Source organism: Corallococcus llansteffanensis (genome assembly GCF_003612055.1).
Lineage (GTDB): Bacteria > Myxococcota > Myxococcia > Myxococcales > Myxococcaceae > Corallococcus > Corallococcus llansteffanensis.
Map to the genome: position 1 here is coordinate 1 of NZ_RAWB01000043.1, position 12,743 is coordinate 12,743.

At 71.8% G+C, this 12,743-nt stretch carries 7 protein-coding genes; 5 read left to right on the forward strand and 2 right to left on the reverse strand.

Annotated elements, in window-relative coordinates; genetic code table 11:
* Window positions 1-15 precede the first annotated feature (15 nt).
* Window positions 16-3,717 carry a VCBS repeat-containing protein gene (locus D7V93_RS06530; RefSeq protein ID WP_120642560.1) on the forward strand — a complete coding sequence of 1,234 codons (3,702 nt, stop codon included), beginning with the start codon at window positions 16-18 and terminating at the stop codon, window positions 3,715-3,717.
* A gap of 13 nt (window positions 3,718-3,730) precedes the next feature.
* Here the strand turns inward: D7V93_RS06530 and D7V93_RS06535 are convergent, their stop codons facing one another.
* Window positions 3,731-4,678, reverse strand: coding sequence for a DMT family transporter (locus tag D7V93_RS06535; protein WP_120642544.1), 948 nt, complete (start codon window positions 4,676-4,678; stop codon window positions 3,731-3,733).
* Between the two features lie 88 nt (window positions 4,679-4,766).
* The gene (ligD, locus tag D7V93_RS06540) at window positions 4,767-7,421 is read right to left on the reverse strand and encodes a DNA ligase D (RefSeq protein ID WP_120642545.1); all 2,655 of its coding nucleotides are present in this window, start codon (window positions 7,419-7,421) and stop codon (window positions 4,767-4,769) included.
* 222 nt (window positions 7,422-7,643) lie between these two features.
* Between ligD and D7V93_RS06545 the strand changes: the two genes are divergently transcribed.
* The 4 genes from D7V93_RS06545 (at window position 7,644) to D7V93_RS06560 (ending at window position 12,743) form a co-directional block, all read left to right on the forward strand.
* Window positions 7,644-8,129, forward strand: coding sequence for a ferritin-like domain-containing protein (locus D7V93_RS06545; protein WP_120642546.1), 486 nt, complete (start codon window positions 7,644-7,646; stop codon window positions 8,127-8,129).
* Window positions 8,130-8,182: 53 nt separating this feature from the next.
* Entirely contained in the window at window positions 8,183-9,565 is a 1,383-nt protein-coding gene (gene hutF / locus D7V93_RS06550) for a formimidoylglutamate deiminase (protein ID WP_120642547.1), read from the forward strand.
* 79 nt (window positions 9,566-9,644) lie between these two features.
* Entirely contained in the window at window positions 9,645-11,144 is a 1,500-nt protein-coding gene (locus tag D7V93_RS06555) for a hypothetical protein (protein WP_120642548.1), read from the forward strand.
* Window positions 11,145-11,291: 147 nt separating this feature from the next.
* Window positions 11,292-12,743, forward strand: a complete 1,452-nt coding sequence (locus tag D7V93_RS06560; RefSeq protein WP_120642549.1) for a hypothetical protein — start codon at window positions 11,292-11,294, stop codon at window positions 12,741-12,743.

The following is a 12,743-nucleotide window of genomic DNA, read 5'->3' on the forward strand; positions in this document are numbered from 1 at the left end:
CCCGAGGCCATCCCCATGAAGCGTTTCACCCGCGCGACCCCCCTGCTCGCGCTCCTGACCCTGGCCTGTGGGGGCGGGCAGGAGCCTGCCGTGGTGCTGCCCTACGTGGGCCCCTGTGACGGCCTGGCGCCCCTGGCGGTGACGGCGGAGCCGACCACGGTGCGCTCGGGCAGCGTGGCCACGCTGACGGCCACTGGCGGCAGCGGCCACTACAGCTTCCGGACGGAGGCGGGTGGCTCCTCCGGAGAGGTGCGCGGCGACCGCTTCGTCGGCGGCGCGACGCCGGCCGACGACACGCTGGTGGTGGTGGACGAGCAGTGCGGCGGCTCCGCGACCACGCGCGTGAAGGTGCTCGCGGGCTTCGGCGTCTACCCCGCGAAGGCGATGCTGCGGCCGGGCACGACGTTTCAAATCCTCATCGAGGGCCTGGTGGGCACGCCCTCCTTCACGCTCACCACCAACGGCTCCGGTGGCACGCTCACGGAAGGGGGCGTCTACACGGCGGGCACGAAGGAGGCGCTGGACGTCCTCACGGTGCGCGACGCGAAGTCCGGCGACACGGCGGTGCTCCAGTACACCGTGAGCGCGGCGGCGAAGCTGGTGGGTGACCCGCGGTACCTGGGCGTGCCGTCGGGCACGTCCGCGCCGCTGGGCACGGCGGGTGGCACGGACCGCGTGGTGTGGACGAAGAAGTCCGGCCCCGGCACGGTGAAGGACGGGCGCATCGTGGTGGAGCCGGGCGTGTCCGGGCTCATCTCCCTGGAGGCGAAGGACGTCTTCACCGGCGACGTGGCCCCGGTGGCGGTGCGCGTGCTGGACGAGCTGTCGCGGCCCCTGCTGGCCCACGGCAAGCTGTCCGACGTGGCCATGATGGTCACCGCGGACTTCGACGGGGACGGCATCCAGGACCTCGCGGTGGGGCAGCGCGAGAGCGAGCTGGCGCGGCCCACCGGCGGCGCGGTGTTCGTCTACAAGGGCAGCGCGTCCGGGCTGCCCGCGAAGCCCACGTGGGTGCTGGCGGGTGAGACCGAAGGCGCGCTCTTCGGCGACATGCTGGCCGCGGGCGACCTGGACGGCGATGGGCGCGCGGACCTGGCGGTGTCGTCGCCGGGCGCGGACGTGACCATCGGCGACTCGGGCGCGGTGTACCTCTACACGTTCAAGGCGGGGCAGCCGCCCGCGCTCCTGCGGCCGGCGCTCACCGGCCTGGGCCGGGGCGGGTTCGGCACGGGCATGGCCATCGCGGACGCGGATGGCGACGGGGACCTGGACCTGTTCGTGGGCTCGCCCGCGGGGGACCTGTCCTCCCTCCCCGGCATCAGCCGGCGCGGCGTGGTGGACATCTTCATCCTGACCAAGGGCCAGCCCGTCCCGGACCTGCCGGTGGTGCGGCTGGGCGGACAGGACCTCAAGCAGGACGGCACGCTCGTGCTGCGCAGCAACACGGAGCTGGGCCGCGCCATCGTGGTGGCGGACCTCAACGACGATGGCCGTCCGGACCTCGCGTCGCTCAGCAAGCTGTCCCGCTACCGGGCGGATGGCACCGTCGAGGCGCAGCAGATGGGCGTGGCGGTGTACTTCGCGCGCGACGCGGCGCCGCGCTTCCGCTCCACCGCGGACCTGTACGTGCTGCCGTCCAACCTGCCCGAGGGCCTGGGCGGCGAGGGCACGTGGCGGCTGGGCGCCATCCCGGGCGAGGGCTCCCGGCCTCCGCTGCTGCTGGTGATGGCGGACCGCTCGGACTCGCCGGACCTGAGCAAGGTGGGCGGCGTCGCGGCCCAGCAGGACGCGGGCGGGGCCTTCCTGTTCGAACTGCGCGGGAACACCGCGGCGGGTGACCCGGCGGAGAAGCCCGTGCAGGTGCCGCTGGCGAACGCCTTCGCGCGCCTCTACGGCGACGCGCGCAGCATCGCCGCGTCCCGCAGCTGGGCGGTGATGGACGTGGATGGCACGCCGGGGCCGGAGCTGCTGCTGGGCGCGCCCTACGCGACGGTGGGCACGGGCGCCTCGCAGCTGGGCAACGCGGGCAAGGTGCTGGTGTTCCCGCTGGCGACGCTCTCGAAGAGCAGCGTGCTCAACAAGCCGGCGGTCGCGCTGGGCGGCGCGGCGAAGTCGGAGATGCTGGGCGCGGGGCTGGCGGCGTGGACGCTGCCGACGGGCCCGGTGCTGGCGGGCTTCTCCGGACGGGCCTCGTCCGCGCAAGGCGCCTTCACGGGCCGCGTGGACCTCTTCCAGAAGGCGGGCGGCACGCTGGCCGAGTGGGCGCGCAGCGGCGTGGAGGTGACGACGAAGGCCAGCGTGGAGCGCTTCGGTGAGTCCGTGGCGGTGGCCCGGCTGGGGGGCCTCACGGTGGCGCTGGTGGGCGCGCAGGGCTTCTCCGGCCCGGGCCCCAACAACGACGGCAACGACCTCAACGTGGGCCGCGCGTACACCTTCGACACGGCGCAGCCCGCCAAGGCCACGGTGGCCGCGGAGGGCGCGAGCGCGCCGTGGGTGGTGGGCCGCAACGTGGGCGTGGACGTGGCGTTCACCGACTTCAACGGCGACGGGCGGTCGGACATGGTGGCGAGCTCCACGGGGCTCGTCATCCCCGGCACGACGTCCGCGGCCGTGGAGCGGGACGTCTACGTGCAGAACGCGTGCATGGGGGCGAACTCGCAGTCGCAGGGCGGTCTGCTGGTGTCGCTGGGCCAGGCGGACGGCAGCTTCAAGCAGGCCTACCGCGTGTTCGCGCCGTCGGTGATTGAAGGCTGCGACGACCCTGCGGCCGCCCGGTGCAAGCGCTCCGCCATCGGCCGGGGTGTGGTGGGCGGCTTCGACTTCAACGGCGACGGCAAGCAGGACCTGGCGGTGCTGCGCGACAGGGGCTTCGACCTGTTCCTGGGCCGCTCGCCGGAGGATGCCACGCTCGCGAAGCTCACCCTCGCCTGCGACCCGCTCTACTCCTGGCCCACCTCCGCGCAGCAGACCACCGCGGCCGCGACGCTGGGCGACCTGAACGCGGATGGCTGCGACGAGGTGTCGTGGCGTTACTCGGACGGCACGCGCTCCGGCATCGTGGTGCTCTACGGCCACGACGCGGGCGGCGCGCGGTGCGGTGGGCGGACGACGGCGTCCATGGTGCGCATCGCGGGCGACGGCGAGGTGCAGACCAACTTGTTCAACCTGGGCATCGCCACCACGCGCGCGGGCCGCTTCCTGGGCGACACGCGGGACTTCCTCGCGGTGACGGCCGCCACCTTCCCGGTGGAGGGCGTGACGCAGCCGGCGGTGCTGCTCTACGACGTGGCGAAGATCAACGCGCTCCGGCCCGCGTCCGGCGAGGCGCTGGCGCCCGCGCTGGGCGGCACGCTGACGCCGCTGACGGTGACGTACCGCGCGCGCGCGGTGGGCTTCGGCACGTCGCTCTGGGGCGGCAAGGATTTGACCGGCGATGGGGTGCCGGACCTGTGGGTGGGCGCGCCGGGCGCGTCGGTGGCCTCGGACGGCGGCGGCGCGGCGTTCCTCTTCGCCGGCGGCCCGAAGTCGCAGGGGGCGCTGTCGCCCTTCATGACGGTGGTGGGCGACGGCAGCGAGCGCGGCTCGCTCGGACAGTCGCTCTCGGTCGTCCCGGGCGTTGGGACCACCACGCCGCCGCACATCGTCATCGGCGCGCCGAAGAGCTACCGCACCGGCACGCAGAACGGCACCGCGTTCTCCCTGCCCCTGGACTTCTGAGGGCAGGACGCGGTCAGGCCGGAGGGGCTTCCGGAGGCGGCTTCGCCTCCGGGGGCTCGCGGTTGGCGATGGCCGCCGCGGTGAGGATGAGCACGCCGCCCGCCAGGAGCGACGGCGTGAGTGGTTCGCCCAGGAGCGCCACGCCCAGCGTCACCGCCACCAGCGTGTCCAGCAGCGCCATGGCGCCCAGGGCCGCCAGCGAGATGCGCGGCAGGAGCCAGTACAGGCACTGGTAGGTGAGCACCGTGCCGCCCAGCGCCAGGTACAGGAGCGCGCCCAGCGCCCGGGGCGTCCAGTGCACCGGCTGATCTCCCTCCAGGAGCGTGGAGGCACCCAGCAGCAGCACCGCGCTGCTCAGCGTCTGCACCAGCGTGAGCAGGTGCGGCGGCACGTGCGTCATGTGCTGGCGCACCAGCACGTTGGCCACCGCCACCACCGACGCGGCGCCCAGCGTCATCACGCACCCCACCACCACCTGCCGGGACAGGCTCAGCGACACGAGCTCCTGGTGCTGGAGCGCCACCACGCCCGTCAGTCCCAGGAACGCGGCGAAGAGCTTGGTCGCGGTCAGCGGCTGGTCCGGCAGCAGCACGCGGCCCACCAGCAGCAGCCAGACGGGGAAGGTGGAGAAGAGGAGCGCGGACCAGCTGGAGGGAATCCACTGCTGCGCCACGAAGAGCAGCGCGAAGGGCACCGCGAGCTGGAGCACGCCCAGCCCCGCGATTCTCCACCCGGTGCCGCCCCCCAGCGCCGTGCCGCGCGAGCGGGCGAAGGGCAGCAGCGCCACCCCGGCGATGAGCATGCGCGTGCCCACGAAGCGCAGGGGCGGCAGGTCCTGGAGCCCCACCTTCACGACGGCCCAGGTGGACCCCCAGGTGAGGAAGCAGGTGGCGTAGGCGAGGGCGATCTTCCACCGCGGCGCGGACTTCGCGGGGGTGCTGACGGTGATGACGGACGACATGGCGGCGCGGGCAGTAGCACGCGCCGCGCTGCTTTGGCGAACCTCCGTTGAGGGCGCGGCGCGTCAGCCTGCTCCCTGCCCTGCTGGCTCACTCCTCCGGCAGCGTCTGCTTCGTGCGCAGCGCGGGCGCGAACAGGTCACCCACGGCGTCCAGGCGCTTCTTCAGCGTCTTCAGGCGGAAGCGGTGCGGATCCAACCGGCCGTCCACCTCGCTCCAGTCGAGCGGCGCGGAGAACGGCGCGCCCTCCACGGCACGCAGGGAGTAGGGCGCCACCACCGTCTTGCCGCGCGCGTTCTGCATCGCGTCCAGGTAGAGCCGGCCGCCGCGCTGGTCGATGGAGCGCTCCGTGGTGGCGATGTCGCCCAGGGCCTCCTCCAGCTCGGCGGCCCGCGCGTTCGCGAACGCCTGCGTCCGGGCGTAGGTGTGGCCCGGGGCCAGGGGCACCAGCACGTGCAGGCCGCGCTTGCCGGACGTCTTCGGGAAGGACTTCAGGCCCAGCGCGTCCAGGCGGGCGTGCAGGCGCCTGGCCACCTTCACCACGTCCTTCCAGCCGCCGGTGCCGGGGTCCAGGTCGAACACCACGAAGTCCGGCTGCGCCAGTCGGGGCGCGTGGCTGAGCCACATGTGCAGGGTGAACGCGGACTGGTTGGCGAGCCACAGCAGCGCGGACGCGTCCTTCACGTTCACGTGGCGCAGCGTCTTGTCCTCGTGGCGCACGGTCAGCGTGGGCATCCACGCGGGGATGCCGGACAGCTCGTGCCGGAAGAAGCCCGGGGCCGCGATGCCCGCGGGCCACTGCTGGTGCGACAGGGGCCGGTCCGCGAGCACGGGCACCAGGAGCGGTGCCACCTCGCGGTAGTAGTCGAACACGTCCTCCTTCGTGAGGCCCGTCTCAGGGAACAGCACGCGGTCGCCGTGGGTGAGGGCCACCTCCACGTCGTGCGTCGCGGACCGCCTCAAGGCCTTCGTCGACGCCTTCGTCGCGCTCTTCGTCACGGCCTTCTTCGGGGCTTTCGCCACCGTCTTCGTCGCCGCCTTCTTCGCGAGCTTCGTCGCCGCCTGCCGCGCGGCCGCGTGCGTCGCGGTGCGAGCGGAGGCCTGGACCGGCGCGCGCCGCGAGCCCTTCCGGGCGCGTGCACCCTCGGTGGGCGCGGGGTTTTCGCGCACGACGTCCTCGGGGACCTTGTCGCTGCGCAGGCCCTGGAACACGGGGTGGCGCAGGCGGCCGTCCCGTGTCCATTCCGTGAAATGCACCTGGGCCACGTACTTCGGCTTCACCCAGACGGTGTCCGAGCGCGCGGGAGCATCCACGGCGGCCGGCTTCTTCACGCGCGTGGCGTCCAGGAGCCAGCGCAGCTCGCGGCGGTCCTTCGTGGTGTAGCCGGTGCCCACCTTGCCCACGTCGTGGAAGCCCTGCTTGCCCCGCACCCCCACGCGCAGCGCGCCAATCTCCGACTTCGCCCTCGCGTTCTTGATGGGCAGGTAGCCCAGGATGACGACCTCCTGGCCCGCGACCACCTTCAGCTTCAGCCAGTCCCCGGAGCGCGTGCCCGTGTAGGGCGAGCCCCGGCGCTTGGCGATGATGCCCTCCCAGCCCCGGCGGCGCGCCTCCGACAGCGCGCGCGACAGCGGCAGCTCCAGCCGCTCCGACAGTTGCAGGGGCAGCTCCACGGAGGCCATCAGCTTCTCCAGCCGCGCGCGGCGCTCCTCGTAGGGCAGGGCCCGCAGGTCCTCGCCGTTCAGCCACAACACGTCGAACACGATGAAGCGCTGCTCCACGCCGTCCTCCGTGCGCTGCAGGAGCTGGAAGCGGGAGCGGCCCTTGTCGTCGAGCGCTACGATCTCCCCGTCCACCACCACGTCGGACGCGGGCAGGTTGCGCAGGGCGGCGGTGAGCCGGGCGAAGCGTCCCGACAGGTCATTGCCCCGCCGGCTCTGGAAGGAGACCTTGTCGTGCGTGAGGGCGAACACCGCGCGGAAGCCGTCGTACTTCACCTCGTAGTCGTGCGTGTCGTCGTGCACCTCGTCGGACACCGCCAGCCGCGCCAGCATGGGCGGCCACACCCGCTCCAGCAGTTGCTCCGGGTTCGCGGGCGCCTTGCGAGGCCTCTTCGCGGCCGCCTTCGCCACGACCGGCTTGCGGCGGAGCACCCCGGGCTTGCGCGGTCCCTGGGTCGCCACCTGGCCGCTCTTCACGGACTCGGGGCGCTCCACGGTGACGTCGTAGTCCGGCCGCGCGAAGCCATCCTTCGCCTTGAAGAAGAGCCACTGCGCCTTGCCGCCGCGCGGGCGGGTGCGGATGAGGTGCCAGCGGCCCTGGAGCTTGGAGCCGTGCAGCACCACCTCCAGGTGCCCGCGCGCGAGCTGGGCGTCGGCCTGGTTCGGAGGCACCGTCTCGAAGGTGCCGGACTCCCACAGCAGCGAATCCCCTCCGCCGTACTGGTCATCCGGGATGTGGCCCTCGAAGTCCGCGTAGGAGCGCGGGTGGTCCTCGGTCTGGACCGCGAGCCGCTTCTGCGCGGGGTCGAAGCTGGGGCCCTTGGGGATGGCCCAGCTCACCAGCACGCCGCCAATCTCCAGCCGCAGGTCGTAGTGCAACCGGGTGGCGTCGTGCTTGTGGATGACGAAGACGGGCGCGTCCGTCAGGGGCGCCGCCGCGTCCGGGGCCGGCTCGGGCGTCAGGTGGAAGTCGCGCTTCGTTCGGTAGCGGCGCAGGCGCGCCTCGGCATCGGAGGTCTTCACCCCCCAACGCTCTGCACCAGAGCGAGCAGACGCAATTCCTCACACTGGCTGGAGGGCGGGCAGGCGGGCAACCCCTCCCTTCCATTGAGGCCGCCTGCTGTCCCCGGGCTGTCCGCCTGCTCTGGGTGCGATGGGGCAATGGGCCTCCGGCAAGGTGGTTGGTTCCCACGGGTGGGGCCCCCACATTGTTCGGGCTTCTGCACACGCAGCGAGGAGGCGCCGATGGCCGACAAGTCCGAAGTGGCCCGCCTGATCAGCCTGGCCCATCTCGATGCCGACGCAGTGGGGGCCTACGACGTGGCCATCTCGCGCATCGGTCCCGCCCTGGTGCGCGAGCGGCTCAACAGCTTCCGCGCGGACCACCTGCGCCACGTGCAGGACCTGAACACGCTCATCCGCGACCTGGGGGGCGAGCCGGTGGCGCTGCGCTCGGACCTCAAGGGCTCCGCGATGAAGGGCCTGACGGCGATGACGGGCCTGATGGGGACGGAGGCCACGCTGTGGGCAATGCTGGGCAACGAGGAACTCTTCGACCGGGCCTATGAGCTGGCGCTCCAGTTCGAGTGGACCCCGGAGGTGAAGGTCCTCATCCGCCAGCACCGCGAGGACGAGCGGCGCCACGGCACGTGGATCCGCGACGCGGTGCGCACCCGCCCCTGGGCGGAGGCGCGCGCGGCCTTCCTGGAAGGCTCCGAAGTGGGCGCCTGACCGAGCGTCTTCCGCTGCTGCGCTCCCACGAGGGCTGGCATACGCTGCCGCGCGTGAGCGACATCACTGTCTATCAACCCGACTTCCTCTTCGTGGACGGGCGCTTCCACCCGGGCCGTGCGCTGGCGGTGGGCGCGGACGGCCGCGTGCTCGACGCGGTGCCCGAGGGCGCGCGCGTGGAGCGGCTCGTGGGGCGCGCGCTGCTGCCAGGGCTCGTCAACGGCCACTCGCACGCGTTCCAGCGGCTCATCCGGGGGCGCACCGAGTACGTGGCGTCGGGACGGGGACAGGACGACTTCTGGTCCTGGCGCGAGGCGATGTACCGCGCCGCGGAGGCCCTGACGCCCGAGGAGGTCTACGTCGCCTCCCGGCAGGTGTTCGTGGAGATGGTGCTGTCGGGCATCACCGCGGTGGGCGAGTTCCACTACCTGCACCACCAGGCGGACGGGACGCCCTACGCGGACCGCAACGCGCTGGCGCACGCGGTCATCCGCGCGGCCACCGACGTGGGCCTGCGCATCTGCCTGCTGCGGGTGGGCTACGCGCGCGCGGGCTTCAACGTGCCAGCGAACCCTCGCCAGCGCCGCTTCATCGACGCGGACGTGGACACGTTCCTGTCCACCACGCAGGCGCTGGCCCAGGCCGTGCGCGGCGACGCGCGGGTGAACGTGGGGCTGGCGCCGCACAGCGTGCGCGCGGTGTCGCGGGATTGGCTGACGCAGGTGGCCCGCGCCGCGCCGGCGGGCATGCCCATCCACATGCACGTGGCGGAGCAGCCGAAGGAGATTGAAGCGTGTCTGGCGGAGCACGGCCGCCGCCCGGTGGAGCTGGTGGCGGACGTGGGCCTGCTGGGGCCGCGCTTCACGGCGGTGCACGGCGTGCACCTGACGGACGACGAGGTGACGCTGCTGGGCCGGGCGGAGGCCATGGTGTGCGCGTGCCCATCCACGGAGCGCAACCTGGGAGACGGCATCGTCCCGGCGGACGCGCTGGTGAAGGCCGGAGCGCGCGTGAGCCTCGGGTCGGACAGCCAGACGGCGGTGGACCTGCTGGACGAGGCGCGGCAACTGGAGCAGCACCTGCGGCTCGTGCGGCTGCGCCGGGCGGTGTTGGATCCGGGGACGGGCACGCTGGACGGGCTGGCGGCGCGGCTGCTGGACATGGCCACGGTGCAGGGTGCGCGCAGCCTGGGGCTGGACACAGGAGCACTGGCGCCGGGCGCGCCCGCGGACTTCTTCACGGTGGACCTGACGCACCCGTCGCTGGTGGGCGCGGGGCCCGCGTCGCTGCTGCCGGCCATCGTCTTCGGCGCGACGGCGGGGACGGTGCGGGAGGTCGCGGTGGCGGGCCGGTGGGTGGTACGGGACGGCCGACATGCCCTCTCGGACGAGAGCGGCAGGGCCTTCCAGCGGCTCGCGGAGCGACTGTACCCGTGAGGGGCTGGCGGGGAACGATATGGCCGCGCGGGGACGGGCGTTGAAGCCCCGACGACGCTGCTCTGGCAGGGGGAAGTGGATGCGCTCGGGACTCTGGCTGTCACTTGTGTTGGTGGGACTGGCGGTGGCTTGCGCGGGACGGCAGGAGCCTGAAACGCCGGACTACGAGGCCATCTACGACGCACCTCTCGAAGAGGTGTGGCCGTCGGTGCGCGAGTACTTCACGGATGCGAATCTGAGCTTCCGCGAGGACAAGGGCAGCCGCGTGTTGCAGACGGAGTGGAAGGAGGAGTTCGGCGGCTCGAAGATCTCGGGCTACTGGCACCGCTACCTCGTCATCGGCAAGCGGGAGACGCCCACGAAGAGCAAGCTGTGGATCATCCGCATCACCAAGACCGTGAACAGGGCGCTCTCCCAGCCCGGCAAGGAGATGGACTGGGGGGTGAACCGGGGCCTCGGAGGACTCCCCACGGACCGGAACGCGGGGGCTCCTGGAGATGCCTCCTCGACGGCGAGCGGCGCGTTCGGTCTCAGCACGGAAGACGACGAGGACCGGCTCAACTTCCCGCGCGGAGAGAACGGCTTCTATGCGGAGTCAGGGCAGGGCACGCGCGACCTGCACATGGAGTGGAGGGTCTTCCGCGGCATCGCGCCCCGGCTGGCGAAGAAGCAGGAGTCCGTGCCCGCGAAGCTCGCGGCCCGGGCCCCCGGTACGAAGGAAGCGCCCGCCTTCACCGAGTGTGGCCAGGCCATCATCGGCCTGAAGAACCGCGTGAAGCCGGGTGGGGTGGTGCTGCTGGGCGAGCTGCACGGCACGCAGGAGGTGCCGCGCTTCATCGCGCAGGCCATCTGCCAGCTCGTCACGTCGGGCACGCCAGTGTCCCTGGGGTTGGAGCTGCCTCTGGAGAATGAGGAGCGCGTGAAGCACTTCCTCCAGAGCCAGGGACAGGAAGCGGACTGGCTCAAGCTGATGGAGTCGCCCTTCTGGCGCAGCCCGTATCCGGATGGCCGTGGCAGCGAAGCGGTGGCCAACATGCTGGAGCAGCTGCGACAGCTGCGCGCGCAGGGGCTGGACGTGTCGGTGTTCGTCTACGACCACCCGAAGCTCACGGGCCAGCAGCGCGAGGACGCGCTCGCGGCGACGGTGCTCTCGCACGTGAAGGCGGAGCCCGCGCGGTTCCACCTGGTGGTGAGCGGCAACGTCCACTCGCGCACCGCGAAGGGCCTGCCCTGGGACAAGGCCTATCAGCCCATGGGCCGGCTCCTGAAGGAGCAGCTCGAGGACGTCACGGCGTTGGACATGGCCTACGACAGCGGCTCGGCGTGGATCTGCGCGGCGGATGAGAAGGGCCGCAAGCTGGACTGCGGCGTGAAGGCGACGAAGGGGAAGGACAACGGGGACCGCTTCTTCGTGCACGTCTGGGATTCAACCAACGCGGCGGGCTACCACGGGGTGTTCTACGTGGGCCGGGTGAACGCGTCGGAGCCGGCCATCCAGAAGGGCCTGGGGCAGCCTTCGGACGCCGTGCCCGCGCAGGAGCCGAAGAGCGCTCCGGTGCCGCCGACCTCCGGCCTGTAGCGCCAGGCGTCGAGACAGGGGCCGTGCGAGTCACCGGAGACGGTGGAGCGCACGGCCCCTTCGCATTCCAGGTGCGCGAGGGATCGATATGTCCCCCGTCGAGCCGCCTTCTCTCTGCATCGCGGGACAGGATGAAGGAATTTGCGAATGCGCTCGATGCCGAAGCTGGGATGGCTGCTGATGCTGTGGGTCGTGGGCTGTGCCGGCCGACAGGCGCCCGAGACGCCGGACCATGAGGCCATCTACGACGCGCCACTGGAGGAGATGTGGCCTTCGGTGCGCGAGTACTTCACGGACGTGAACCTGCGCTACCGCGAGGACAAGGGCAGCCGCGTGCTGGAGACCGACTGGAAGGAGGAGTTCGGTGGCTCGAAGATCTCCGGCTACTGGCACCGCTACATGGTCATCGGCAAGCGGGAGACGCCCACCACGAGCAAGCTGTGGGTCATCCGTATCACCAAGACCGTGAACAAGGCCCTCTCCCAGCCCGGCAGGGAGATCGACTGGGGTGTGTTCCGCCCCCCGTCTGCTGATGGCATCCCCCTGTCCGTGGAGGACGATGTGGACCGGCTCGCCTTCCCACGCGGCGAGAATGCCTTCTACGTGGACTCCGCCCAGGGCACGCGCGACATGAACATGGAGTGGAAGGTCTTCCGTGGCGTCGCGCCGAAGCTGGCGAAGAAGGAGGAGGCCGTGCCCGTGAAGCTCGCGGCCCGGGCGCCCGACGCGAAGGAGACCCCCACCTTCACTGAATGCGGTCAGGCCATCATCGGCCTGAAGAAGCAGGCGCAGCCGGGTGGGGTGATGCTGCTCGGCGAGCTGCACGGCACGCAGGAGGTGCCGCGCTTCATCGCGCAGTCCGTCTGCCAGCTCGTCACGTCCGGCACGCCGGTGTCCGTGGGACTGGAGCTGCCTCTGGAGAACGAGGAGCGCGTGAAGCACTTCCTCCAGAGCCAGGGGCAGGAAGCGGACTGGCTCAAGCTGATGGAAGCCCCCTTCTGGCGCAGCCCGTATCCGGATGGCCGTGGCAGCGAAGCGGTGGCCAACATGCTGGAGCAGCTGCGACAGCTGCGCGCGCAGGGCCTGGACGTGTCGGTGTTTGTCTACGACCACCCGAAGCTCACGGGCCAGAAGCGCGAGGACGCGCTCGCGGCGACGGTGCTCTCGCACGTGAAGGCGGAGCCCGCGCGGTTCCACCTGGTGGTGAGCGGCAACATCCACTCGCGCACCGCGCAAGGGCTGCCGTGGGACAAGAGCTACCAGCCCATGGGCCGGCTCCTGAAGGCGCAGCTCAAGGACGTCACAGCGTTGGACATGGCCTATGACAGCGGCTCGGCGTGGATCTGCGCGGCGGACGAGGTGGGGCGCAAGCTGGACTGCGGCGTGAAGACGACGAAGGGCAAGGACAACGGCGACCGCTTCTTCGTGCACGTCTGGGATTCGCCCAACGCGGAGGGCTACCAGGGCGTCTTCTACGTGGGCCGGGTGAGCGCGTCGGAGCCGGCCATCGAGAAGGGCCTGGGCAAGCCGGACGCGGATGAGACCCCGGTGTCCCTGCGGGCGGTGGACGCGGACGCGGTGGCCTCCTCCGGACGCTGA

Bases quoted from the DNA above. Each gene is read 5' to 3' on its own strand.
- D7V93_RS06555 (WP_120642548.1), top strand. From the start codon at position 9,645: ATGCGCTCGGGACTCTGGCTGTCACTTGTGTTGGTGGGACTGGCGGTG.
- D7V93_RS06560 (WP_120642549.1), top strand. From the start codon at position 11,292: ATGCGCTCGATGCCGAAGCTGGGATGGCTGCTGATGCTGTGGGTCGTG.
- D7V93_RS06545 (WP_120642546.1), top strand. From the start codon at position 7,644: ATGGCCGACAAGTCCGAAGTGGCCCGCCTGATCAGCCTGGCCCATCTC.
- D7V93_RS06535 (WP_120642544.1), bottom strand. From the start codon at position 4,678: ATGTCGTCCGTCATCACCGTCAGCACCCCCGCGAAGTCCGCGCCGCGG.
- D7V93_RS06530 (WP_120642560.1), top strand. From the start codon at position 16: ATGAAGCGTTTCACCCGCGCGACCCCCCTGCTCGCGCTCCTGACCCTG.